The sequence below is a fragment of the Pseudomonas imperatae genome (assembly GCF_057128625.1).
Genome location: NZ_JBSKHP010000004.1, coordinates 68,916 through 94,259, shown reverse-complemented (window position 1 = coordinate 94,259; position 25,344 = coordinate 68,916). Strand labels below are relative to the sequence as shown.

Here is a 25,344-nt window from a genome sequence, read left to right as displayed (position 1 = left end):
CTCATCCCTCCATGTATCCATGCAGGTTTGAGCGCCAGGGCTTTCTGCCCAGCACGGCAGCCATCGCTAACGCCGCGAACAGCCAGCCGCTCCAGACCGTTCCCTGCATCCCTATTGCTTCGATGAAACCGCCCCTGACCGCGGCCCTGAGCACCACATCGAGGTTGGCCGCCGGAACATAGAGGCTGGTGGCGAACTCTGGTTCATCCGGTGCCGCCGAGGTCATCCACATCTGGCTGACGACCAATCCGCCGGCCTGGGCCACGCTGATGCCGTAACGCTGGACGATGGCCGGCAGGATGCCGACCACGCCGAACTCGACGGCATACAGGCCGAACAGCCCCAGTGCGATGAAGAACAGTGCGCGCGCGCCGTTCATGGCTGCACTTCTGTCCGTCGATCGGGCGTCGTTGCCGGGCATGACCCGGCCGCACCCGCCGGAGCGGGAAAGCCGTGCCGCCTGGCCGCCCACACCACCACCAGCGTCGCCACCAGCAACACCAGCAAGGCCGGGGCGAAAGCGCCAACGCCCAGCCGTTCGAGCAGCACACCGCCCACGATGCCGCCACCGGCAATCGCCGTGTTCCAGGCGGTGACCAGCATGGACTGCGCGACGTCCGCCGCTTCACCCGCCGTGTTGGCCAGCGCCGTCTGGAACAGCGTCGCCGCACCACCGAAGGCCAGGCCCCAGGCGGCCACCGCTACATAGACCACGACAGGCGCATCGCCCGCCACGCCGAGCGCCAGCGCGGACACCCCGAACACGACGGTGCTGGCGAGCGTCAGCGCACGCAGGTGGTGGTCGATCAGCACGCCGACGATCCAGATGCCCAGCAGTGAGGTGACGCCGAATACCAGCAGCACCAGGTCCGTCCGCTCGGCCATGCCCGCCGCCGCGAGGAACGGCGCAATGTAGGTATAGAGGATGTTGTGCGCCAGCACGAAGGCCAGCACCCCGAACAGGACCGGGCGCACGCCGGCGATGGTGAACACACGGCCCAGCGGCAGCCGCTTGCCCGCTGCCTGCCCGGCGAAGTCCGGCACTTGGACGCGCACCCACACCATGAGCAGCAGCGCCAACGCGCTCATGATGCCGAAGCACGTCCGCCAGCCGACCAGGTTGCCAAGGAAGGTGCTGGCCGGCACGCCCAGCGACAGTGCCAGTGGCGTGCCGACCATCGCAATAGCGATGGCGCGCCCCTTCTGGTGCTCGGGCACCATGCGCGCGGCGTAGCCCGCCAGCAGCGCCCACAGCAGCCCGGCCGACACGCCCGCGAGGAAGCGGGCCACCATCGTCAGAACATAGCTACCGGAGAACGTCGTGACGGTATTGGCGACGACGAAACCGGCGATGGCCGCCAGCAGCAGCGGGCGGCGGCGCACGCCTTGCGTGGCGGCGGTCAGCGGAATCGCCGCCACCAGCGAACCGATGGCGTAGATCGTCACGGTCTGGCCGACCCAGGCTTCGGACACCATCAGTCCCTGCGCCATCTGCGGCAGTAGACCGGCCGGCAGCGCTTCGGTCAGGATGGTGATGAAGGCTGCCATCGCCAGGGCCAGCAACGGCGCCAGCGGCAGGCGGTCTTGGGCAACGGCGCTCATCGTCCGGCCTCCTGCGCGGGTTGCACCGTGTCGTCCAGCGTGCGGGCCACGACCACCTTGCCGGCAACGCCACCGCCTTCCGCCAGCCGATGGGCCTCGATCAAACGGGCCGCATTCAGCGGATGCAGCACATGGCGGGCGGTCGAGCGCAGCACGCCCGCATCCACCAGCGCGGCCACTTCTTCGAGGATGCGGTGCTGCGCGACCATGTCCGGTGTGCGGTACAGCGGACGGGTGAACACCATCTCCCAATGCAGCGACACGCTCTTGGCCTTGAACGGCGCGGCGTCCAAGCTGTCGTGGTCGGTGATGATCGCCAGCCGGCCCTGCGGCGCGATCAGTTCCGCCAGTTCACTCAGGTGTTCAGCGGTATGCGACAGCGCCGCGATGTGGGTGACGGGTGGCGCGGGCAGCACGCCGACCTGCGCCGCCAGCGGTTGCCGGTGGTCGATGACGTGGTGAGCGCCCAGGGCGAGGCACCAGTCGCGGCTTTCTCCGCGCGAGGCTGTGGCGATCACCGTCAGGCCAGTCAGCCGCCGCGCGAGTTGGATCAGCATGGATCCGACCCCGCCGGCGCCGCCCAGCACCAGCAGGCTGCCGGCATCGGCCGGCTTGCCGGGCGCCACTCCCAGGCGGTCGAACAGCAGTTGCCAGGCCGTCAGCGCAGTCAGCGGCAGCGCCGCCGCCTCGGCGACGCTCAAAGTCCGGGGCATGTGGCCGACGATGCGCTCGTCCACCAGGTGGAACTGGGCATTGCTGCCGCTGCGATCGAAGGAGCCGGCGTAGTAGACCTTCTGACCCGGCTGGAACAACGTGACCGCTTCGCCGACGGCTTCGACGATGCCCGCGGCATCCCAGCCCAGCGAGCGGACGCCCTCGGGCACCGCGACCCGGCCGGCCCGGATCTTGGTGTCCACCGGATTGACCGAGACGGCATGAACCGCGACGCGCACGTCGTGCGGCCCCGGCTCGGGACGTTCGGTTTCGACATCGGTCAGGCAGTCGAGATCGTCCAGCGTGGAACCGCGACGAAACGCGATGGCCGCCATGTGTGCGGGACTCGTCTTCATCACCGCACCTCCAGCGCGCCATAGACGGCATCGCGCAGGTCGGTGACGAAGCGGCCGGACATGCCTTCGTACAGCGTGTTGGTGAAGGCCACGACGCTCAGGCCCTGTGCCCGATCCACGAACCAGGAATGGCCGTAGGCGCCGCCCCAGCGCCAGGTGCCTACCGATTCCGGGGAAGCGGCCAGCACCGGGTCGCGCAAGACCGAGAATCCCAGTCCGAAGCCGAAGCCCGGCGCATCGGGCAGTTCCCGGCCGTCCGTTTGATCCCGCGCCATTTCCGCGATCCATTCGTTGGGCAGGAACGCACCGCAGCCTTGGCGCAAAGCTTCCAGCAGGCGCAGCAGGTCTTGCGCCGTTCCCGCCATGCCCGCACCGCCCGAAGGAAATGCCTGCGGATCGAAGATGCGGGAGGGGCTGTAGGTGATGCCCACGGCGCCCTCGAAGGCCGAGACCGTCTCATCCTCGGCCAGCCGATGCGGCTGCGGCGTGTCGTTCACATAGGCAGTAGCCACGCGCTGGGGATCGCGCGCGACGAAGCCCGTATCGACCATGCCCAGCGGGCCGGTTACGAGTTGGCGCACCGCCTCGTCCAGCGGCGTGCCGTGGACGCGCGCGATCAGCGCGCCCAGCACGTCCGTGGCCAATGAGTAGCCCCAGGCCGTGCCCGGTTCGTACAGCAGCGGCACGTTGGCGAGGCGGCGCAGGTTTTCCTCCAGGCTGATGCCGGACGCATCCATGCCGTCCGACACACCGGCCCGTGCGTAGGGGCCGGCTGCGTCGGCCTCGAAGAAGTGGTAGCCAAGACCGGCCGTATGGCTGAGCAGTTGCCGCACCGTGATGCGTGCCGGGCGGCCGTCGGCCAGCTGGGGTTGGAATTCGGGCAGCCAGCGCTTGATGCCCACGTCCAGGTCTAGCTGGCCTTGTGCCACTAGCACCAGGGCCGCAGTGGAGACGATGGGCTTACTGACCGAGGCCAGCCTGAACACCGTGTCCAGGGTCATCAGTCGCGCGTTTTCGCGGTCAGCGAAGCCGGTGGCCTGCTGGTGGATCAGCTCGCCGTCGCGGGCAATCAGGACGACGGCACCCACTAGGCGCCTGTCGTCCAGTGTCTGCTGCACGACGGCCTGGACATGTGCGGCGAGGTGCGCGGGCGGAACACCCCGGCGCAGGGGAAATTGGTGAGCTGTCATGGCAAATACCTCGATTCAATGGGCAATGCCTCAACGATAGAAAGCTCTCTATTAAAGAAAAAGTAGGCTACAGTTCCTTGATGTGCGGAACAAAGTATCCGCAATCGTGAGGAGAACGGATCATGGACAGCCTGAACGGCTTTGTGGTGTTCGTGCAGGTGGCCGAGACGCGCAGCTTCGTCGCCGCCGGGCGGCTGCTGGGTGTGTCGGCCTCGGCCGTCGGCAAGAGCGTGGCGCGCCTGGAGGAAAAGCTGGGGGTGCGCCTGTTCCACCGCAGCACGCGCAGCGTCACGCTGACCGCCGAGGGCACGCTGTTCCTGGAACGCAGCCGCCGCATACTGGCCGAGATCGAGGCGGCGGAACTGGAACTGTCGCAAGCCACCGCAGCGCCGCGTGGGCGCCTGCGGGTCAGCCTGCCGCTGGTCAGCTCGCTCGTACTGCCCGTACTCGGCGAGTTCATGCGCGAATACCCCGAGATCGAGTTGGACCTGGACTTCACCGACCGGATGGTCGATGTAATCGAGGAAGGTTTCGACGCGGTTGTACGCACGGGCGAGCCGACCGACTCTCGCCTCACAGCGCGCAGGTTGGGTACCTTCCGCTCGGTGCTGATCGCTTCGCCTGGCTACCTGGAACTGCGGGGGACACCCCAAGTACCTGCCGATCTTCTGCTACACACCTGCCTGCACTACCGCTTCCCCAACAGCGGCAAATTGGAGACCTGGGCGCTGCGACAGGAACCTGGCGCACCCGAACTGCCATTGCCCACCTCGATGATCTGCAACAACATCGAGACGCGTGTGTGCTTCGCGCTGCAAGGACTGGGGATCGCCTATTTGCCGGACTTCGCCATCCGCGAGCCGTTGGCCGACGGCCGGCTTCAACCCATCCTCGCAGACCATGTGGAGCGCGGCGGCGTCTTCCACGTGCTTTGGCCGGCGAGCAAGTACCCCTCGCCGAAGGTGCGGGCGCTGGTGGACTTCCTGAGCGCGAGGGTGTTTCCGGCCACCAAGAGCAAGATCCCGAGCCCCAGAGGTCAGCGCAGTCGATAACAAGACGTGGTCCATGCCGCCTCCAAAGTTCAGTGCTCTCGAACAGCGTTCGAGAGCACTGAACCTGCCCCCGTCTCTCTGCGGTCGGGCCAGCCGCTCCACATAGTCAGCAGCAGGCCAATGCCGACCATGACCGCGCCGACCCAAGGCGTTGCCCCCAACCCCAGCCGGGAATCCGCCACCAGCCCGCCGATGAAGGCGCCGAGCGCGATGCCAGCATTGGCGGCCGACACGTTGAGGGGGGAAGCGATGTCTACGTTGCCCGGCCGATGGCGCTGGGCCAGTTGCACGACGTAGAGCGCCAGCCCCGGCACGTTGCAGAACATCAGCGCGCCCAGCACGCCGAGCGTCAGAATCGAACCGAGCATGGACGCGGCCGTGAAGGTGAAGATCAACAACACCGCCGCCTGCGCGCCGAGCATCAGCGCCAGCACGACCTTCTTGTCGGACACCCGCCCGCCAAGGACATTGCCGACGATCACCGAGACACCGTAGAGGGCCAGCATCCAGGCCACGCCGTTCGGGCCGAAACCGGTGATCTCGGCCAGGATGCTGGGCAGGTAGGCGAAGGCGACGAAAGTGCCGCCCCATGCGCAGAAGTTCATGCCAAAGGCGATCAGCAGGCGCCCGCTGCCCAGCACTTTGACCTGCTCAATGAGACTACCCGCCGGCGCGATGTCGATCTGGCGCGGCAAGGTGGCCGCCATCGCCACCAGTGACACCAGACCGATGGCCGCGATGAACCGGTAGGACATCGGTCAGCCCAGGCTCTGGCCGATGAAGATCGCAATCGGCACACCTGCCGCGACTGCAATCGTCAAGCCCCGAACACGATCAACATCGCCATAGAATCGTTTGCATGTGGTTTCGGTCGCCCTTTTGCAGAGCACGTCGTCCAGCGCGGTCCGACCCGTCTCGAACTGCTGGCGCAGTTCCTTGAGCCGCGCTGGACACGTATTTCCTCTCTGGCATGGCACCCGGGTCGCCAGCCTGTAGCCACCGCAACCGGCAGGAACGGAGCGGATCTTCTGCATGCTCCGGGTTCCTTTGCGGGATCGAGGTGGCCGTGCGATGCTCCAGATGTTGATGGACATCAGCAGCCTGCGGTAGAAAAAAAGTTGGCACAACACTTGCCATCGCGAAAGAATAAGTCCATAATCGTGTCCATTCCTGATAGGGAATACGCGGAAACTCTTTCTTAATCAAAGAGTTACGGGCAAGGTTCTAGTCCCGTTTCCCGCTCCATTTTTAAACAGCTTCGCTTTCGGGCGGGGTTGAGTGAAACCAGAACCAAGCCTCAGGGTGCGGGTCTGGGCACCGAAACACACACCATGTGTTCCGGGCAGCGTGTCCCCTTCGTCTAGTGGCCTAGGACACCGCCCTTTCACGGCGGTAACAGGGGTTCGAGTCCCCTAGGGGACGCCATTTGCGGGAATAGCTCAGTTGGTAGAGCACGACCTTGCCAAGGTCGGGGTCGCGAGTTCGAGTCTCGTTTCCCGCTCCATATTCATCAAGAACGCCGCTCATTGAGCGGCGTTTTTGTTTGTGCGAAAAAATAGTCATTGTTATGGGCGGACCGTAGCCGCTGCCGAAGGCTGCGTCCCGGACGCGTCAGGTTCACCGTCCGCGCCCGAGACGCAGCCTTCGGCAGCGGCTACGGGGGCCTTTAACCGGCTATTTCGCTAACCCTGTGAAAAAAAACGATTTTTTTGAAAAAAGTGCTTGCCAAGATCTTCAAATAGCTTCAAAATCTGCCCCATCGAAACGCTGATGAACATCAACGGTTCGGACAAGATGGCTGATACACGAAGTTGTCTTCTGCGGGAATAGCTCAGTTGGTAGAGCACGACCTTGCCAAGGTCGGGGTCGCGAGTTCGAGTCTCGTTTCCCGCTCCAAATTAAATCAAGAACGCCGCTCACTGAGCGGCGTTTTTGTTTGTGCGTCATTTGGCCCGACGGCAGGCATGGGGTGCGGCATTATCCAGCCTTCACGTCTTTCCCCCAATGTGCCATCATTCGCGCCGCAAAATCGGGTCGTCAGGCCGTTCGGCATGGTCCGAATTCGCCCTGGCACCCTCCGGGCACAGCCCCAGTCTTCGCCTTTTTCCATCTCGCGCCTCTACGTGTCACTCGTCGTGCGTCTCAGGTTTGCACAGGGCACCTGGTGGCCTTGTCTGCCGTCTATATAGTAGCCGTGGGGTTGATCACGCCGCCCAGTGATCATGCTCGCGACGATCCAAGGAATGTGTTCGTCAATGTTAAGAAAAGTTGCAATCATAGGTACCTCCTTCCGCTTCCCGGGTTCTGATCGCGAGACGTTCTGGCAGAACCTTCAGCAGGGGCGGGATCTGGTGACCCAGGCCGATGCCACACGCTGGTCTCATGAAGAGTACCTGCACCCCGACAAGGCGCACCTGGGCACGGCCTATACCTTCGCGGCAGGCTCGCTGGGGGATATCTCCCGCTTCGACGCCGGTTTCTTCAATATTTCCCCGCGCGAAGCGGCGAGCATGGATCCCCAGCAGCGGTTCCTGCTGGAGATGGGCTGGGAACTGTTCGAGAACGCCGGGGTGAAACCCTCGCGCCTGCGCGGCAGCAACTGTGGTGTGTACCTGGGCGTAGCCAGCGTCGACAACGCCTACCGCCTCACCGAGGACATGGCGGCGATCGACGCCGGCACGGCCACGGGCAACTCTTCGAGCATTACCGCCAACCGCCTGTCGTACTTCTACGACCTGCGTGGCCCGAGCATGACCGTCGACACCGCCTGCTCCTCGTCGCTGGTGGCCTTCCACCAGGCGCACAAGGCTATCCAGAGCGGCGATATCGACCAGGCGATCACCGGCGGCATCAGCCTGCACCTGCACCCGTTCGGTTTCCTGATCTTCTCCAAGGCGTCCATGCTGTCGCCTACCGGCCGCTGCCACTCGTTCGACGAGTCCGGCGATGGCTACGTGCGTTCCGAAGGCGCCGGCCTGTTCCTGCTCAAGGCCTATGACCTGGCCGTGGCCGACGGCGACAACATCCTGGCCGTGGTGGCCGGCAGCGCCGTCAACACCGACGGGCGCAAATCCAGCCTGACCCTGCCCAGCGCCGATGCCCAGGCCGACCTGATTCGCCAGGCCTACGGCAATGCCGGCATTCACCCCGACCAGCTCGATTACCTGGAAGCCCACGGCACCGGTACCGCGGTCGGCGACCCCATCGAGACCCGCGCACTGGGCGAGGCGCTGGGTGCGCAGCGCAGCCGTGTGCTGCCGATCGGCTCGGTGAAAAGCAACATGGGCCACCTGGAAGCCGCCTCCGGCGCCGCTGGCCTGATGAAGGCGCTGTACTGCCTGCAGCACCGCGAGGTGCCAGCCACCATCGGCATCACCAGGCTCAACCCCAACATCCCGTTCGCCGACCTCAACCTGCAGGTGGTCACCGACACCCTGGCGTTGAAGCCAGAAGGCGAGCTGGTGGTGGGGGTCAACTCGTTTGGCTTCGGCGGTGCCAACGCCCACGTCATCCTGCGCAGCCACGTGGCCGCGCCTGCCGCCGCGCAGCCGGTGGAAAACCGTGCGTTGCCGCTGGTGCTGTCGGCCAAGGACAGCGACGCGCTGGCGCAGGCCGCTGGGCAAATGGCCGAATTCCTCAGTGCCGGCACCACGCCGGCGCTGTACGACGTCGCCTACCAGGCGCTGTACCGCCGCGACCTGCATGCCCACCGCCTGGTGGTCATCGATGCTGACCGTAAGGCCATGGCCCAGGCGCTGGTGGACTTCGCCGCCGACCCGTCGGTGAGCGAGCTGAGTTCGCTGGTGGAAAGCGGCCGCGCGCCCGACCAGGCCAACGGCCCGGTGCTGGTGTTCTCCGGCAACGGCTCGCAGTGGCAGGGCATGGGCAAGGCCCTGCTCGACGACCCCGATTTCAGCGAAGCCGTGGCGCAGATCGACGCCATCTTCCAGCCCATGGCCGGCTATTCGCTGCGCGCCGAGCTTGCCGGTGACAACGGTGACGGCCGCTATGCACTGACCGAAATCGCCCAGCCCGCGCTGTTCGCCCTGCAGGTCGGGGTTACCCGCATGCTGCAGCGCCGCGGCGTACAGCCCGTGGCAGTAGTGGGCCACAGCGTCGGCGAAGTCGCCGCCGGCTGGGCCTGTGGCGCCCTGAGCCTGGCCGACGCCACGCACATCATCTACCAGCGCAGCCGCCTGCAGGGCCTCACCCGTGGCACCGGGCAGATGTCGGCGGTTGGCCTGTCGGCCGACGCCACCCTGGCGTTGATCGAGGAACTGGGCCTGCACGGCCGCGTACATATTGCCGGTGAAAACAGCGCCAAGGGCGCTACCGTGGCCGGCGCCGACGCCGACCTCAGCCAGTTCGAGGCCGTGCTCAACGAACGCCAGATCTTTGTCCGCCGCCTGGCACTGGACTACGCCTTCCACTCACCGGCCATGGACTGCATCGCCGAGCAGGTGGTGGCGGCACTGGCCGACATCAAACCGTCGGCCGGCGCCATTCCCTTCTATTCCACCGTGACTGGCCAGCGCCTGGCCGGCGAGGGCCTGGGCGCCGAATACTGGTGGCACAACATCCGCAAGCCGGTGCTGTTCCAGCAGGCGGTGCAAGGCCTGGTGGCCGAAGGCCTGAACGTGTTCGTGGAAGTGGGCCCGCACCCCATCCTGCGCAGCTACGTCAACGATGCGCTGCTGGCCGAGGGCGTCGAAGGCGCCGTGGTCGCCACCCTGCAGCGCAACAACCACAGCACCCAGCTGGTGGACCGCAGCCTGGCGCGCCTGCTGATCGCCGGGGTCGAGCCGCAACTGGCGCACACCTTCCCGGTGGCCGGGCGCTTCGTGCACCTGCCGGCCTACCCATGGCAGGGCGAGCGCTTCGTGCTGCCGGTCACCAGCGAGACCGCCGAGCTGCTGCAGCGCAAGCGCGTGCACCCGTACCTGGGCCACGGCCTGCCGCACACCCCGCTGGTGTGGGAGAACCGCCTGGACACCCGGCTGTTCCCCACCCTGGCTGACCACAAGGTTGGCGAAGCGGTGCTGTTCCCGGGCGCCGGCTTCACCGAACTGGCCCTGGCCGCGGCGCTGCAATTGCAGCCGGGCGAGTTCGTCGACATCGAAGAACTGGAAATTCACAACCCGCTGATTCTCGGCGCCGAAGGCAGCCGCAAGACCCGCGTGCGCATCGACGACAGCGACGGCACCCTGCACATCAGCTCGCGCCACCACGGCGAGAACGAAGCCTGGGTGCACCACGTGGTCGCCCGTTCCCCGGGCGAGGCGCGCGGCGTGATGCTGGACGTGCGTGCCCCGCAGTTGCCGGCGCGCGAAGCAGACTTCGACCGCCAGGCGCACCTGCGCCTGACCAGCGCCGTGGGCCTGAACTACGGCCCGGCGTACCAGGCCGTGGAAGAAGGTTGGCTCGACGGCCAGCGGGTGCTGGCGCGCCTCAGCGTGCCGGCTGCCATCGCCGCCGAACTGAATACCCTGCACCTGCACCCGGCGCTGCTGGACAGCGCCTTCCAGCTGATCACCCAGCTGCTGGCCGGCGAAGGCCGCAAGAGTGGTGCGCTGGCGTTCGTGCCGGTGAAGCTGGGGCGCATCGCCTTCAGCCGCCAGGCGGGCACCCCGTGCCTGGCCGAAGTGCGCCTGGTGCGCCGTTCCGAGCACTCGCTGCTGGCCGACTTCGTGCTGTACGACAGCACCGGTGCCGCCGTCATCAGCATCAGCAACGCGCGTTTCCGTGGCGTGCGCCTGCACCGTGACCGCTCCGAAGACGTCAAGCAGGTCGCAACCGTGGCGGTGGCCAAGCCGCTGCCGGGCATGCCGGCGCCGGCACTGGCGGCCGACAGCCTGAGCCCTGCGTTGCAGGCGCGCCTGGGCGCGGTGGCCAGCGACGCCGTGGCCCAGCGCTACGTGGATGAAGTGGAGCCGCTGCTGGACAGCCTGTGCAGCAGCTTCGTGCAAGACCTGCTCGACAGCCACGGCGGCGCCCTGCATGCGCCAACCCTGCTGGCCCAGGCGCCCCAGGCCGAGGCCTTGCTGGCTTCGCTGCTGGCGTACGGCCGCGACGACGGCAGCCTGCTGGCCGACGGCGACACCTGGCGCCTGGCCGAGCCGGGCCCGCGCCCTGGCAGCCAGGCCATCTGGCAGGCGCTGTTCCATGGCTACCCGGAGCACTTCCAACTGATTCACTCGGTAGGCCAGGTGGGCCTGCACCTGCCGGCGCTGCTGCGTGGCGAGCGTGAAGTGCAGCAACTGCTGCCGCGCGAAACCTCGCGCGCCGGCCTGGCGCGCCAGGTACTGGGCGCCGCCGGCCAACAGGCGTTGCTGCAGTCGCTGCTCGACACCCTGGCGCAGCGCCTCGCCGGCCTGGCTGCTGGCCAGCGCCTGCGCGTACTGGAAATCGGCCTGCAGGGCCAGCCGCTGGCCCAGGGCCTGTGCCCGCTGCTGGACTTCGACCGCATCGACTATCACTACCGCAGCGCCGACGCCGAAGCCGGCGAGCTGCTGAAAGGCGAATTCGCCCAGGTGCAGGTCAGCACCCCAGCCGATGCGCTGGACGCAGTCTTCGACCTGGTGCTGGTGCCCAGCGACCTGGCGGCCCTGGACAGCATCAGCCAGGGCCTGCGCCAGGCCGCGGCCGTGCTGGCCGATGGCGGCCAACTGTTGCTGTTGGCGCAGCACCCGACGCGTTGGGCCGACTTCCTGTTCGGCGCCTGCGCCGACTGGTGGCTGGCGCTGCCCGAGCAGGGCAACCTGGGTGCGCAACAACGCCCGGCGTTCTGGCAGCAAGAGCTGCAACGCCACGGCCTGAGCTGCGCTGCTCCCCTCGAGCTGGCCCCAGGCATGGCCGCTGGCAGCTACGTGCTGGTGGCCCAGGCCGCCCAGCCGCGTGCCGCCCAGCAAGCCGCGCCGGCACCGGCCCAGCAATGGCTGCTGGTGGCCGACCCGCAAGGGCCGGAAGCGGCCCTGAGCCAGGCCCTGCAAGCCGTGTTGCAAGGCGCGGGGCAGGGCGTGACGCTGCTGCCGGCCGACGCCGTGCAGGCGGGCACGCTGCAGCCGGGCACCGATCACATTCTGTTGCTGGCCGGCCTGTTCGGCGGCCACGGCCTGCCGGGCCAGGCCGACCGCTGCATGCTGGCGGCGCGCCTGGTGCAGGGTTGCGAGGCGGCGGGCATCGCCCCGACGTGCTGGCTGCTGACCAACAACGCCTGGCACCCACAGGCAGGCGAGCAGCCCCTGGGCGCTATTGCCGACGCTGCCCTGTGGGGCTTCGGCCGCACCCTGGCCAACGAAAGCGGCGCCTGCCGCGTGCGCCTGCTGGACCTGGCCGTCGATACCCCGGCTGCCGCGCTGCTGCCGGTGCTGCTGGCCGCCGACGCCGAGACTGAAATGGCCGTCGACGCCCAAGGCTATCGCTTCGTACCGCGCCTGCGCGTGCAGGCCCGCGTGCGCCCAGCGCAGGCTGGCGGCGAACAGCCGGTGGTCAGCCTTGGCTTCGACCAGCCGGGGCAACTGCGTAACCTGCGCTGGCAAGTGCAGGCGCCGTTGAGCGCCGCCAGCGACCAGCTGGATATCGACGTGCAGGCCACCGGCCTGAACTTCCGCGACGTGATGTACGCGCTGGGCCTGCTGTCCGATGAAGCCATCGAAAACGGCTTCTCCGGGCCTACCCTGGGCTTCGAGTTCGCCGGCGTGGTGCGTGGCAAGGGCAGCGACGTGCAGGGCGACTTCCAGCCCGGCGACCGCGTGGTCGGCTTCGGCCCGCGCAGCTTCGCCAACCGCCTGGTCACCCAGGCCAACGCCGTGGCGCGCATCCCCGAGGGCATGTCGTTCGAAGCTGCGGCCACTATCCCCAGCACCTTCTTTACCGTGTTCTACGCCTTGCAGCACCTGGCGCGACTGGAGCCTGGCGAGAAGATCCTGATCCACGGCGCCGCCGGCGGCGTGGGCATCGCTGCCGTGCAAATCGCCAAATGGTGTGGCGCGCAGATCTACGCCACCGCCGGCAGCGACGAAAAACGCGACTTCCTGCGCCTGCTGGGCGTGGAGCACGTGTTTGACTCACGCTCCCTGGCCTACGCCGACGAAGTGCTGGCCATCACTGGCGGCCGTGGCGTCGACGTGGTGCTCAACTCCCTGGCCGGTGAAGCCATCAACCGCAACTTCCAGGTGCTCAAGCCGTTCGGCCGCTTCCTGGAGCTGGGCAAGCGTGACTTCTACCAGAACACCAAGATCGGCCTGCGGCCGTTCCGCAACAACATCAGCTACTTCGGCATCGACGCCGACCAGCTGATGAGCGAGCGCCCCGAGCTGACCCGTCGCCTGTTCGCGCAGATGATGGACCTGTTCAACGACGGCACCCTGACGCCGCTGCCCTACCGCGAGTTCGATGCCAACGACGTGGTCGAAGCCTTCCGCTACATGCAGCAGGCCCGCCAGATCGGCAAGATCGTGGTCACCTACCGCACGCCGCTGCAGCACGTGGCCGAGCGTGCGGCCCAGGTGCCGGCCAGCCTGCAGCTGGATGCCCAGGGCACTTACCTGGTGACTGGCGGCCTGGGCGGCTTCGGCCTGCGCACGGCGCAGTGGCTGGTGAGCAAGGGCGCCCGCCACCTGGTGCTGCTGGGCCGCCGCGGCCCGGCCACCGAAGAGGCGCAACCGGCCCTGCGTGCCTGGCGCGAACAAGGGGTCGACGTGCGCGCCGTGGCCTGTGACATCACCGACCGCACGCAGTTGGCCGCAGTGTTCGCCGACATCGCCGGCCGTGCCCAACCGCTGCGCGGCGTGGTGCACGCCGCCACCGTCATCGACGACGGCCTGATCCGCAACCTGCAGCGCGAGCAGCTGGAGCGGGTGCTGGAACCCAAGGCCATGGGCGCGCAGTTGCTGCATGAACTGACCTGCGACCTGGCGCTGGAATTCTTCGTGATGTTCTCGTCGGCCACCACCCTGTTCGGCAACCCCGGCCAGGCCAATTACGTGGCTGCCAACCACTGGCTCGAAGCCCTGGCCCGCCACCGCCACGCCCTTGGCCTGCCGGCCACCAGCGTGCTGTGGGGCGCCATCGACGACGCCGGTTTCCTGGCCCGCAACCAGGACATCAAGGAAGCCCTGCAAGGGCGCATGGGCGGCGCCGCGCTGCGGGCCGCCGAGGCGTTGGACAACCTCGAAGGCATGCTGCTGGAAGGGCGTTCGGGCCTGGGCGTGCTGGAGCTGGACTGGAAAGCGCTGTCGCGCTTCCTGCCTTCCGCCGGCGCGCCGAAGTTCGCCGAGCTGGCACGCCTGCAAGGCGGCGAGCAGGACGACGACAGCGACGCCGACGACGTGCAACGCCTGCTGGCCGAGCTGGATGACGAGGCGCTGACGGAAGTCTTCGCGCAAATGCTCAAGCAGGAAATCAGCGAGATCCTGCGCCTGCCGGTGGCCCGCCTGGACGCCAGCCGCCCACTGCAGGAGCTGGGCCTGGACTCGCTGATGAGCGTGGAACTGGTGGTGGCGGTGGAAGAGCGCTTCGGCATTCGCCTGCCGGTGATGGAATTGAGCGACAGCTCGTCCATCGACAAGCTCACCCGCCGCATCATCGAACTGCTGCGCGGCACCCAGGCGGTGTCCGACGGCGACGAGCAGCAGGCCCTGGCCAAGAACACCCTGGCCCGCCACGGCGTCGAGCTGAGCGCGCAGGACCTGGCGCAACTCGACGGCGGTGCCTCCACCCGGTTGATCAATTGAGATGGCTACCATGAACCGCAATCCCCCGGCCGGCCTGGCCGGCTCCGCCAAGGATCAACTGATTCAGCAGGCGCGCGAACGCCGCCTGCGCCAGGCCGGTGGCGAGCCGGCGCCGTCGCTGGAAGCTGCGCAACAGGCAGCGGCCAAGGTGCCGGAGCAGTTCTACCGCTTCGCCCTGCACCCCGGTTACCAGCAGCTGCGCGTGATGATGCAGAGCGCCGCGCAGATGGGCCTGAGCAACCCGTTCTTCAAGCTGCACGAAGGGCGCGCCGAGGCCAGCACCACCATCGGTGGCCAGGCCTACGTGAACTTCGCCAGCTACAACTACCTGGGCTACGCCAACCACCCGCAGGTGGTGGACGCGGCCAAGCAGGCCATCGACCAGTACGGCACTTCGGTGTCGGCCAGCCGCCCGGTGTCCGGCGACCGCCCGCTGCACCGTGAGCTGGAGCGCGAACTGGCCGAGCTGTATGACGTCGAGGACGCCATCACCTTCGTCAGTGGCCACGCCACCAACGTCACTACCCTGGGCTACCTGTTCGGCCCGCGTGACCTGATTGTGCACGACGAGCTGATCCACAACAGCGTGCTGCAGGGCATTCAGTTGTCCGGCGCTCGGCGCCTGAGCTTTGCGCACAACGACTGGCAGGCGCTGGACCGCCTGTTGGGCGAGCAGCGCCAGCACTTCGAGCGGGTGCTGGTGGTGCTGGAAGGCATCTACAGCATGGACGGCGACTACCCCGACCTGCCGCGTTTCGTCGAGCTCAAGCAGCGCCACCGGGTGTTCCTGATGGTCGACGAGGCGCATTCGCTGGGCGTGATGGGCGCCACCGGCAAGGGTATCCGCGAGCACTTCGGCCTGCCGGGTAATGCCGTCGACCTGTGGATGGGCACCCTCAGCAAGACGCTGTCCAGCTGCGGTGGCTACATCGCCGGCGAGGCGGCGTTGGTGGAACACTTGAAATTCCTGGCGCCGGGCTTCCTCTACAGCGTCGGCATGCCGCCACCGGTGGCGGCCGCGGCGCTGGCGGCGTTGCGCTGCATGAAGGCTGATCCGTCGCCGGTGGCGGCGGTGCAGGCGCGTGGCGAGCAGTTCTTGCAACTAGCACGCGCGGCTGGCCTGGACGTGGCCACCAGCACCGGGCTTGCGGTGATTCCGGTGATCACCGGCAGTTCGCTGAAGGCCACGCAGCTGTCGGCGGCGCTGTTCCAGCACGGCGTCAACGCGCAACCGATCCTGTACCCGGCAGTGCCGGAGAAGGCAGCGCGGGTGCGTTTCTTCGTGTCTTGCCTGCATTCCGAGCAGCAGATCGCCGACACGGTGGCCCTGGTGGCCCGGGAGCTGGCGCGCCTGTAACGGCGCGCCCGCCCGGCGTCACAGGTTGGAGGGGTCGTAGGCGTTGAGCCGGTCGAGGAACTTCCAATGGCTGCGCTGGGCAAAGCCCATCCACTGTTTCAGGCGGATGTCCCAACGCATGTGGTGGTCGGCAATCAGCGGCAGGCCGAACAGGTGCGCGCCGCGCCATGGCAGGAACGGGTTGCGCCGCAGGCTGGCGTAAATCTCCACCCGGTGGCTGGACTGCACGCTGGCGCAGCGGGCATGGAAGCCCGAGGTGTCGGCCACCACCAGGGTGTTGGCCGGTACCGCGAAGCGCCGTGGCGCTGGCAGGCCCAGGCTGGCCAGCTCCGCTTCGCTGATGCGGAACGAGCCTTCGCGGTGCATCTGCTCGCTGGACGTCGCCGCGCGCAGGCTCTTCTGGTATTCCCAGGCCAGGCGCTCGGGCGTCAGGCGGTGCGAACCGGGCACGTAGCAGAACGGCCCCTGGTCATCCTCCACGTCCTCCAGAAACAGCCAGGCCTTGGCCGTGGGGTGGAAGGTGTCGGCGTGCAGGCAGGTCTGCGGGTCCATGGGCGCCGCCACGGCGTCCACCAGGATCGCCTGCAACTGGTAGGTGATGCCGCCGGTGTTGGACGAGGCGTAGCTGATCAAATCACGCATGCCCGCGTCGCGCACCACCGCCGCGCAGCCGGGGTTCGCCGCCAGCACGTCGCTGTCCAGGCTCAGGCGCCGGGTCACGGCCTTGCCCTGGCGCATCTCCCAACCCACTGTGCGCAGCGCGCGCACCTCGTCGCGCAGCGCCTTGAAACGCTCGGGCGGCAGGAAGTTCTCGCGCAGGAAAAACCCGTCGCGCTCGAAGTTGGCCAGGTCCTGGGGCGCCAGGCGGCTGGCCAGCTGGCGGCGGCGCAGCTGCGCCATGTGCATCGCCAGTTGCCGGCGCTTCACGTGCAGGCCCAGGGCGTTGAGGCGCGGGCTGCCCAGCACCGGGTTGGCCTGGAAGGATTTGGCGTGGCTGGCCAGTTGCAGGCAGTGCCAGGGCAGGCTGGCGTAGCGGCCCACGGCCTTGATGAACTCAGGCATGTGTCGGGTCCTTTGACTGGGGGGCGGCCAGGCGGTGCGGCATGCCTAGCATCACCCGGAGGTAATGGCCTAAAGAAGGCGGGAGCGTGCGCTGTACCCGGCTGCTGCGCGGGGCGTGCTGCAGTTGCGCCAGCGCATGCCAGACGTCGCACGGCAGGTGGTGCTGGCAGTCGGCGTAGCGCGCGTAGTCGAACAGGGTGGCGGCCACCAATTCGTCCAGGCTCAGGCGCCGGGTGCGCCGGCCCAGGTGCAGGCGGTCGTGGGTCAGGCCCCAGCCGGCGTAGAAGGGCTGGCCGTAGGTGTGCACGGCAATGCCACGCAGCAGCGCCTCGAAGCCGGCGGTGGAGCTGAAGGTGTGCAGTTCGTCGATTTGCGGGTAGAGCGCGACAATATCGCCGTGCTCGACGATCTGGTCGACGAACGCCAGCACTTGGGCACGGGGCAGGGCGCCGACGCGCTTGCCGGCTTCCACGTCCGGGTGCGGCTTGTAGACGATAAAGGCCTCCGGGGCGCGCTGGCGCACTGCCTGCAACAGCTGCAGGTTGCCCCAGGGCTGCGGGCCGCTGCGCAACACGGCGGCGTCGTCCTCCACCTGGCCGGGCACCAGCAAGCAGCGTTGGCCGGGGGCGGCGTCCAGGCGTGGGGCCTGGCCCTTGAGGTTGTACTTGCTGACGCCGCTGGCAACGATGCGCTCGCGCAGCCGCGCCGCCTCGGCCAGCACCTGGGGCGAGTACTGGCGCCCTTGCAGGTAGCGGAACAGGTCGCTGTCGCTGCTGGGGTCGAAATGGATGCCGTGGCGGTCCAGCACCAGCGACATGGCCGGGGCATTCAACGCCCCCAGCCCGCTGGAGCGCAGGAAGCCGTCCTCGATGCGCCACAGCGGCACGCCGTAGGCCTGGGCGCGCACGGCAAGCCCGGGTGGCTCGCGCCCGGCCCAGACCACCAATTTGGCACCTTCTTCCGCTACGCGGCCGAGCAGATCGGGGCTGTCCTCGGCAAAACGCAGCTGGCCCCAGCGGCTGCCGAGGAAGCGCCGCAGGTTGTGCTGTTTGTGGCGCTTCACGCCCAGCACCACCAAGGGCCCCGCGAACTCGCTGTCCTGGGCCTTCTGCCGTGCCAGTTGGCGCGCCACCGTCAGCACGTCGGTGAGCTGGCCGGTGAGCGGGTCTACATAACGGCAATAGCGGAGGTACGCTGCCGCTACCAGCTGGCGCAGGGTCGGCCGGGCCTGGCGGCGCGGGATGGCCATGCGGTCGTCGGTCAGGCCCCAGCCGGCGTAGAACGGCAGGCCGAAACAGGTCACCGGCACGCCCAGAATCAGTGCTTCCAGGCCGGCCTGGCTGGTGCCCACGTAAACCCTGCGGGCCTGGCGGGCCAACGACGCCCACGACACCGAGCGCGTTTCCAGGGCCACGCCACGGGCGCGGGCGGCGTCCAGCAGGCAGCTTTTCTTGTGCCCGCGCAGGCAGTCGGGGTGGATGCGCACGCGCACGTCGGCGTCGGGGTTTTCCGCCAGCGCGCAGTCGAGCATGCGCACGAAATCAGCCTCGCACAGGCCGCCGCCGGGAATCGAGAAATCGCCGTAGGTCTGGTCCACCACCAGCACCAGCGGGCGCTCGCGGCCGGGCGCCTGCTGCGGCGGCAGGTCGGGGGCGTTGTTGTACTTGCCGATGCCGGTCTGGCGCATCAGCTGAATCAGCGCCTGGGCGGTGGCCAGTTCCTGCGCATCGAACTGCCCGGGCGCCTGCAGCAGGTTCTCCAGCAGCGAAGGGCGGTCGGCCAGGTAGTGAATGCCGATCGGGTCCACCACCATCGACATCGGCGTGTCGCCTTCCACGCCCAGCGACGAGGAACGCAGGAAGCCGTCTTCCAGGGCAATGTAGGGGAGGTTCCAGCGCGCACACAGCACCCGGGCCTGGGCCGAAGAGCGCTTGTAGCCGATGCCGGCGATGGCTTTCAGGCCCTTGGGCGCACGCGCGCCGCGGCGCCACAGCCAGAACGGCTGGCCCTCGGGTTCGAGGAAGCGCGGCAGGTGCAGTACCTTCCACGCCACCCACTGGGACATGATGCCCACCCAGCCGTCGCCGGGCACCAGGCTTTCGAGTTGCATCACCGCAGGCTTCATGGCGCCAGCCTGCGGCGCATGCCCAGCACGTGCAGGCCGGGCAGGCGCAGGCGGCTGGCCTGGCTGAAGCCGTTGCGCAGGTACAGTTGCCGTGCGCCTTTATTGCGGCCCAGCACTTCCAGGGCCACGCTGTTGGCCCCCAAGGCGTGGGCTTTGGCGCACACGGCGTCGATCAGCGCCGTGGCGATGCCCTGGCGGCGGTGTTCCTTGCTCACGCGCAAGCCATACAGGAAGAACGCGTGGTGGCGTTCACGGTGCTCGGTGAAGCGGTACAGGGCGAAGCGCAGCCAGCCGCGCCAGCGCCCGAATTCGTTGACGAACGCCTGGCCAGAGGGTGCAAACGGGCCGCGCCCGCCGTGCTTGAAACTGGCATGGCCGACCGCCTCGGCGCCCTGGAACGCGAACAGCAGGCGGTCCCAGTTGATGCTCTGGTGCAGCAGCCGGTAGCGGCAGGCGTCGTTGCCCAGGATCATGCGCAGCGAACCGCGCCCGCGCGCCACCATGCGGGCCAGGTGCTCGTCGGGCAAGGCCAGCTCGTTACCCGCGACGATTCGCAACGCGTCAGCCGGCGTTGGCATAGTCGGCCTTGCTCTGGGCAGCCGCCTGGCCGCGCTCGACGAACAGCTTGGCGAGGTCTTGCACCGGCAGCGGGCTGGCCTGCGCCGTGGCCGGGCCGCGGTTGCTCCAGATGAAATATTCGGTGTCGCCCACCGGCGCGCCCAGCGCCTTGTACACATCCGGCAGGATAGGCACGTGGTCGCCGTAGAAGCACAGCGCGGTGGCGCGTGGCAGCGTCAGCAGGTGGCTGCGCAGCATGCCCAGCATGCGGTCGGCGTTGCCGATGTGGCGCAGGTACGGGCCCAGGTCACGCATGCCGTCGCCCAGTGGCTGGTCGAACCAGGCGCCCAGTTCGGCCGCTTCCACCTGTTCCAGGTGCAGCGGGCCGTGGTTTTCCATGGTCACCGCGTGGATGAACAGCGGTTGGGTGCGGCCCGGCTCGCTGAGCAGCTGGTTGATCTTTTCGGCCACCGCGCAGTCGCCAATGAAAGGCCCGGCTTTCTGGCTGTCGTCGAAGCTGCGCACGTCAATGAACTCATCGAAGCCCAGCGCCGGCAGCACCTTGTCGCGGCCATAGAACGAGCCGTCGTAAGGGTGGATGCACACGGTGCGGTAACCCTGGCGCTTGAGGTGCATGGCAATGCTCGGCACGCCCTTGCGCGCCAGCAGGCGGTAGGGGTTGAAACGGTGCACGCCCAGGCGGTCACCGGCGATGCCGCTGAGGAAGGCGAACTCGGTGCGCACGGTGTTGGCGCCCCAGGCGGCCACTTGCAGCGGGCCGTGGGCCACGGCTTCGTCGCGCAGCTGGTCGAAGGTGTTCAGCACGTCGGGGCGAATTCCGGGCCACAGGGTGCGCACGTCGAAGAACGATTCGCTCTGCACCGACACCAGGTCCGGCAGCACGGTGGAGGTAGCGGCCGGGCTGGCGGTGAAGGGCGAGCCCAGGGCATCGAGGTCCACCGGCCGGCGCGCGGCGCCGTAGTAGTTCCACAGGCAGCTGACCAGGCCGAACCGCTGCAGGTCGGCCGAGGCATCGAAGCTGGGCACCGGCAGGCGGCGACGGCCGCCGGCCAGCAGCGCGGCGCCGATCAGCAGTGTTTGCCCGGCGTCATACAGGGCAAACGGTGCGCGTGGTTCGAAGTACAGGCCGCAGCCCAGGTAAGCGACAAACGCCAGCGCCAGGACGATGGCCTTGCCGATGCCGAAGAATGGCAGGTACAGGCGCGGGAAGCGCACGGCGTCGCTGAAGTATTCAAAGTCGGCGCACACGAAGGGCTCGCGCAGCGAGTGGTACTTGGCGTTGCTGACCAGCACCACCAGCAGCCACACGCACAGCGCGTTGACGGTGCTGAACCACGGCCGCCCGGTGAGCGCGTACAGCACGCCCAGCGAAACCAGCCAGCTGCCCACATGCAGCAACCAGCTGCTCAGCGGGCGGCGCAGGCCAGGGCGGGGTACCAGCAGGGCTTCGAAGCCCAGGGTCAGCAACAGCCCGGCCAGCGCCAGGACGAAAAGGGGGGACGCGAACAAATCAGGCACCGTAATCCAGCCAACGCAAAATGACAGAAGAAAGACGCTGGGGGATCACCCCCAGCAGCCAGCAACCCAGGTCCAGCGGGAACGGGAAGCTGATGCGCCCCTGGTTGGCCGCCAGGCCACGGCGGATGCGCGCGGCGGCGCGCTCGCCGGTCCACAGGAACGGCTTGGGCCCGGGCATCTCGAAGCACATCTTCGATTCCACGTAGCCCGGCACGATCACGTTGACGCGCACGCCTTCGGGCGCCAGCCAGTCGCGGATCGCTTCGCCGTAGGCCTTCATCGCCGCCTTGCTGGCGCTGTAGCTGGGCGTGGTCGGCAAGCCGCGCCAGCCCGCCAGGGAACTGAACAACGCGATCTGCCCGCTGCGCCGCGCGCGCATGGCCGGCAGCGCCGCTTCCACCGTGGCCATGGCGGCCACCACATTCACTTCCACCAACGCCTGGGTGTTGCTCCACACCTCACCTTCGCCCTGGGGGCCGATGTCGGTATTGAGGCCGGCACCCACCACCACCAGGTCCGGTTGCTCGGCGGCGCTGACTTCGGCCACCCAGGCGCGCAGGGCCTCGATGTCACGCACGTCCAGCGCCTTGAGCAGCACGCGGGCGCCGGCGGCGCGGCATTGCGCGGCCATTTCTTCCAGGCGGTCGGTGCGCCGGCCCTGCAGGATCAGGGTCACGCCGGGGGCGGCATAGGCCGGCGCCAGGGCGCCGCCGATGCCGCCCGTGGCGCCGGTGATGAGGATGCAGCGGGGGGATTGCGTCATAGGAAAAGTTCGATTCGTGAAGTTTTTGCCATCAGCACTTCCAGTGAGTTGCTGACCGCCATGTCGATGCCGCAGCGGGTGTAGAAGCCGCCGTTGACCTGGGTGGTATGGATCACTGTGTTGCGGAAGCGCTGGAACAGGGTGTTGTCCGGCACCTGCGGGTAGCGCCAGAAATCGTCGAGGCCGCCCTGGTGGGTCAGGCCTTCGAGGTTGTAGATCGGGTCGGCCAGGGTGAACGTCGGGCGGTGGTGCAGCAGCGACGAGCCGCCCACGGTGCTGTTGATGGTCACCACGCCAGCCACGTGCGACAGCAGCGTGGGCATGTGCCCGGTTTCCAGGAAGTGCACGCGGTCGGCCATGCCGTAGTGGGCGGCACGCTCGCGGGTAATGCGGTGGTAGTCCACCAGGCCCGGGGTAAGCGGGTGGTTCTTCACCACCAGGCGCGCGTCGCCCGGCGCGTGGCGGGCGAACGACGTCATCACGTGGTCCAGCACTTCCGTCATGTTGGCGAACGGCGAGTGGTCGCGGATCTGCGAGTCGCTGTCCAGCTGCAACGGCAACAGGAAGGTGGGGTAGCGCTCGGTCGCCACCTGGTCGATTACCGCGGCGTCACGCTGGCTGGCCTGGAACAGCCGCAGCCCGTGGCGAATGAAACCGGCGTATTCCACCGCTGCATTGAACGGCGCGTGGGTGCGGTAGTGCGGGAAGGTCACTTTGTTCAGCGCCCCGCCCACGTGGTACATCACGTCATGGAACGCGCGCGCGGCGAACGACAGCTTGAACTCGTTGCCGTTCTTGTAGCGCGGAATGTGCTTGCCCACTTCCAGGTACCACTGCGGGTCGCGGGGCAGGCGCGAGTGGTTGTTCACCCCATCGCGTTCCAGGGTGATCCAGTAGGGGCGGAAATAGCCTTCCTCGAACACATGCACGCGAATGCCGCGCTGGCGCGCCAGGCGCACCGCAGGCTGGTGCACCGGGCGGCAGTCGCCGAACAGCACCACGTCGGTCACGTCATGGGCGGCGAAACACTGGGCGTAGTAGTCCTCCAGCTGCTGCTGCGGCACCGCGCAAAAACTGCGCGCGCCACGGCCGTACAGCAGGTCGCCCATGTTGAAGGTCACACTGCGCACGCGCTGGCCCTCGGCACGCAGCGCCTGGCCCAGCCTGGCGAAGAACGGCGAACTCACGCCCTGCAGCAGCAGGAACGAGCGCTGTGGCGCGGTGACATGAAGGCGGGAACTGCGCGGGGGTTTCAGCTCTGCGGCAACGGCCGTCTCGAAAAACTCCGGAGCCAACGGAGGACTGCTTGCGGCCATGCGGGTTTTGCTCCTTTTTGCGCGGGTAATTCATGCCAGTGTTGTAATTCGAGCAGCGTCTGTTCCGGGGTGGTGAAGCGCTCGGTGATACGGCTCACGTACGTGGGGTAGCGAATCAACGTCGCCGCCACCAGCTCGTCCAGGCTCAGGCGCCGCTGGCGCCGTGCCTGGACGTCGGGGTGCATGTCGACATCCTCTGTCAGCCCCCAGCCGGCGTAGAACGGCTGCCCGTAAGTGGTCACCGGCACCCCGCGCATCAGCGCCTCGAAGCCCGACTGCGAGGTCAGCACATGCACCTCGTCCACGGCTTCCAGCAACTGATGGAACGGCGTGTCGCCCACCACCTCGTCACACCAGGCGCCGGTCTGATCTTCATCCGGCCCCCGCGGCCGCGTGCCCGCCAGCACCTCGGGGTGCGGCTTGTACAGCAGCCAGGCATCCGGGTGCCGGGCACGCACCGCCTTGAGCAACTGCAAATTGCTGCGAATGCGGTACGCGCCAAAGCGAATCGACGCATCCGACTCCACCTGCCCCGTCACCAGAATCACCTGGGGCTTGCCCTCCGGGCGCTGCCACTGGCTGCCAGGCAGGTTGTACTTGGTAACCCCGGCGGCGCAGATAGCCTCGCGCAGGGCGGCGGCGCGCTGCACCAGGTCTTCGGGGCAACCGCTTTGCAACAACTGTTCCAGCCGCGAAGGGCGGGTGGCGTCGTAATAAATGCCCAGATCGTCGATAACCCAGGACAGCGGGCGATTTTTCGACGCGCCCAGGCCCACGGAGCGCAGGAAACCGTCTTCGACGCGGGTGATGGGGGCGCGGTGGGTGGCGAGGTGTTCGTCGTGCTTGCAGCCCCAGCTCACGGTATGCACGCCCGTGCTCAGGTCGTCGTGGTCCTTGGCGAAGCGAATGCTGCTGCCGTCGAAGAACTGATGCACCAGCGGCACCTTCCAGCGCGTGAAGCCCAGCATCTGGATGGCGGCCGGCAGGCTGCTGCGCTTGCGCCGCTGCAGCCCCAGCCAGGCCATCAGCACCTCCGGGGTGCAGGCACGCCCGGTTTCAGGGCTGATGTAGCGCGGGTAAGCCACCAGCGCGGCATGCACCAGCTGCTCCAGGCTGGCCGGCTGGCGGCGCTGTGGCGCAGGCCGAGCATCGTGGGTCAGGCCCCAGCCGGCATAGAACGGCATGCCGAAGGTGTACACGGGCACGTTCCACAACAACGCGTCGAAGCCTAGTTGCGAGGTCATCACGTACACGGCGCGCATGTGCGGCAGCAGGTCGGCGGGGTGAATGTCGGCGCTCAGCACCTGCACGCGTGGCTGCTGCGCCAGGCGTGCCAGGTCAAAGTGGCCTTTCTTGCGCCCGGCCACCACATCGGGGTGCACCTTCAGCAGCACGGTGCAATCAGGGTGGCCGGCCAATGCCGCGTCCAGCATGTGCTGGAATTCGGCGGCCCCGGCGCCCTGCAGCGATGCGTCGCCGAAGGTCTGGTCGGCCACCAGCACGCACGGGCCGGGCAGGTCGAGGGCAGTGAAGCGTGCGGCGTTGTACTTGGAAACCCGCTCGCGTTGCCAGGCGCCTTGCAGCGCCTGTGCCCGGGCAAATTGCTGGTCGTCCAGCGGCTGGCCAATCAGTTGCTCCAGGCGCGAAGGCCCCTGGGCGTCGTAATAAATACCCAGGTCATCCACCACCAGCGACAGCGGTGGCTCATCGGCCCCAAGGCCTACCGAGCGCAGGAAACCGTCCTCTACCCGCATTACCGGCAGGCCGGCTTTCGTTGCCACGCGTTCGGCCACCAGCGCGCTGGGCTTGCGGCCCCAGGCCAACAGCGCGTCGGCCTGGGCGGCATCCACGGCGCGGCCGTTGACCAGCCGGTAGTCGTCGAGAAGCGCAGGAAGGGTGCTGATCTGCTGCGCGCCCTTGGACAAAACCAGCAGGCAGGCGCGAGACGGAGACTCTATATCCATAAAAAAGGTTGC

The 25,344-nt window shown here is 67.8% G+C and carries 16 protein-coding genes and 3 tRNA genes; 6 read left to right on the top strand and 13 right to left on the bottom strand.

Annotated features, from left to right (window positions below):
- Position 1: 1 nt before the first annotated feature.
- From ACWKWX_RS06745 to ACWKWX_RS06730, 4 genes are read right to left on the bottom strand one after another with little or no spacing between them, the layout of a single operon-like run.
- Positions 2-379, bottom strand: a complete 378-nt coding sequence (locus tag ACWKWX_RS06745; protein ID WP_483827280.1) for a hypothetical protein — start codon at positions 377-379, stop codon at positions 2-4.
- Positions 376-1,602: an MFS transporter gene (locus ACWKWX_RS06740; protein WP_483827279.1), complete on the bottom strand. Its 1,227-nt coding sequence runs from the start codon at positions 1,600-1,602 to the stop codon at positions 376-378. The genes ACWKWX_RS06745 and ACWKWX_RS06740 overlap by 4 nt, the downstream gene beginning before the upstream one ends.
- Positions 1,599-2,651: a zinc-binding alcohol dehydrogenase family protein gene (locus tag ACWKWX_RS06735; RefSeq protein WP_483827431.1), complete on the bottom strand. Its 1,053-nt coding sequence runs from the start codon at positions 2,649-2,651 to the stop codon at positions 1,599-1,601. The genes ACWKWX_RS06740 and ACWKWX_RS06735 overlap by 4 nt, the downstream gene beginning before the upstream one ends.
- A 20-nt stretch (positions 2,652-2,671) precedes the next feature.
- On the bottom strand, positions 2,672-3,862 hold the full coding sequence (locus ACWKWX_RS06730; protein WP_483827278.1) for a serine hydrolase domain-containing protein: 1,191 nt from the start codon (positions 3,860-3,862) through the stop codon (positions 2,672-2,674).
- Positions 3,863-3,984: 122 nt separating this feature from the next.
- Between ACWKWX_RS06730 and ACWKWX_RS06725 the strand changes: the two genes are divergently transcribed.
- Positions 3,985-4,914: a LysR family transcriptional regulator gene (locus tag ACWKWX_RS06725; protein ID WP_483827277.1), complete on the top strand. Its 930-nt coding sequence runs from the start codon at positions 3,985-3,987 to the stop codon at positions 4,912-4,914.
- Positions 4,915-4,943: 29 nt separating this feature from the next.
- On the opposite strand, the gene ACWKWX_RS06720 is transcribed toward ACWKWX_RS06725, so the two are convergent.
- Both ACWKWX_RS06720 and ACWKWX_RS06715 read right to left on the bottom strand, forming a co-directional pair.
- Positions 4,944-5,669 (bottom strand): MFS transporter, encoded by a 726-nt coding sequence (locus tag ACWKWX_RS06720; RefSeq protein WP_483827276.1) that lies wholly within the window; start codon positions 5,667-5,669, stop codon positions 4,944-4,946.
- A 3-nt stretch (positions 5,670-5,672) separates the two neighbouring features.
- Positions 5,673-5,948: a hypothetical protein gene (locus tag ACWKWX_RS06715; protein WP_483827275.1), complete on the bottom strand. Its 276-nt coding sequence runs from the start codon at positions 5,946-5,948 to the stop codon at positions 5,673-5,675.
- Positions 5,949-6,263: 315 nt separating this feature from the next.
- Between ACWKWX_RS06715 and ACWKWX_RS06710 the strand changes: the two genes are divergently transcribed.
- The 5 genes from ACWKWX_RS06710 (at position 6,264) to ACWKWX_RS06690 (ending at position 16,005) form a co-directional block, all read left to right on the top strand.
- Positions 6,264-6,339, top strand: a tRNA-Glu gene (locus ACWKWX_RS06710).
- A gap of 3 nt (positions 6,340-6,342) precedes the next feature.
- A tRNA-Gly gene (locus ACWKWX_RS06705) sits at positions 6,343-6,418 on the top strand.
- 316 nt (positions 6,419-6,734) lie between these two features.
- Positions 6,735-6,810: transfer RNA gene (locus ACWKWX_RS06700), tRNA-Gly, on the top strand.
- Positions 6,811-7,169: 359 nt separating this feature from the next.
- Entirely contained in the window at positions 7,170-14,648 is a 7,479-nt protein-coding gene (locus tag ACWKWX_RS06695; RefSeq protein ID WP_483827274.1) for an SDR family NAD(P)-dependent oxidoreductase, read from the top strand.
- Between the two features lie 10 nt (positions 14,649-14,658).
- Positions 14,659-16,005 (top strand): aminotransferase class I/II-fold pyridoxal phosphate-dependent enzyme, encoded by a 1,347-nt coding sequence (locus ACWKWX_RS06690; RefSeq protein WP_483827273.1) that lies wholly within the window; start codon positions 14,659-14,661, stop codon positions 16,003-16,005.
- An 18-nt stretch (positions 16,006-16,023) separates the two neighbouring features.
- Here the strand turns inward: ACWKWX_RS06690 and ACWKWX_RS06685 are convergent, their stop codons facing one another.
- The 7 genes from ACWKWX_RS06685 to ACWKWX_RS06655 are packed head-to-tail and all read right to left on the bottom strand — an operon-like array spanning position 16,024 to position 25,332.
- A complete protein-coding gene (locus ACWKWX_RS06685) occupies positions 16,024-17,067 on the bottom strand; it encodes a phytanoyl-CoA dioxygenase family protein (protein ID WP_483827272.1) in 1,044 nt (347 codons plus the stop codon).
- Entirely contained in the window at positions 17,060-19,177 is a 2,118-nt protein-coding gene (locus ACWKWX_RS06680; RefSeq protein WP_483827271.1) for a capsular polysaccharide biosynthesis protein, read from the bottom strand. The genes ACWKWX_RS06685 and ACWKWX_RS06680 overlap by 8 nt, the downstream gene beginning before the upstream one ends.
- 11 nt (positions 19,178-19,188) lie before the next feature.
- On the bottom strand, positions 19,189-19,770 hold the full coding sequence (locus ACWKWX_RS06675) for a GNAT family N-acetyltransferase (RefSeq protein WP_483827270.1): 582 nt from the start codon (positions 19,768-19,770) through the stop codon (positions 19,189-19,191).
- Positions 19,754-21,280 (bottom strand): LTA synthase family protein, encoded by a 1,527-nt coding sequence (locus tag ACWKWX_RS06670; protein WP_483827269.1) that lies wholly within the window; start codon positions 21,278-21,280, stop codon positions 19,754-19,756. The genes ACWKWX_RS06675 and ACWKWX_RS06670 overlap by 17 nt, the downstream gene beginning before the upstream one ends.
- 1 nt (position 21,281) lies before the next feature.
- Positions 21,282-22,052: an SDR family NAD(P)-dependent oxidoreductase gene (locus tag ACWKWX_RS06665; protein ID WP_475505746.1), complete on the bottom strand. Its 771-nt coding sequence runs from the start codon at positions 22,050-22,052 to the stop codon at positions 21,282-21,284.
- Positions 22,049-23,368 (bottom strand): capsule biosynthesis protein, encoded by a 1,320-nt coding sequence (locus tag ACWKWX_RS06660; RefSeq protein WP_483827268.1) that lies wholly within the window; start codon positions 23,366-23,368, stop codon positions 22,049-22,051. The genes ACWKWX_RS06665 and ACWKWX_RS06660 overlap by 4 nt, the downstream gene beginning before the upstream one ends.
- Entirely contained in the window at positions 23,305-25,332 is a 2,028-nt protein-coding gene (locus ACWKWX_RS06655) for a capsular polysaccharide biosynthesis protein (protein WP_483827267.1), read from the bottom strand. The genes ACWKWX_RS06660 and ACWKWX_RS06655 overlap by 64 nt, the downstream gene beginning before the upstream one ends.
- Between the last annotated feature and the right edge of the window lie 12 nt (positions 25,333-25,344).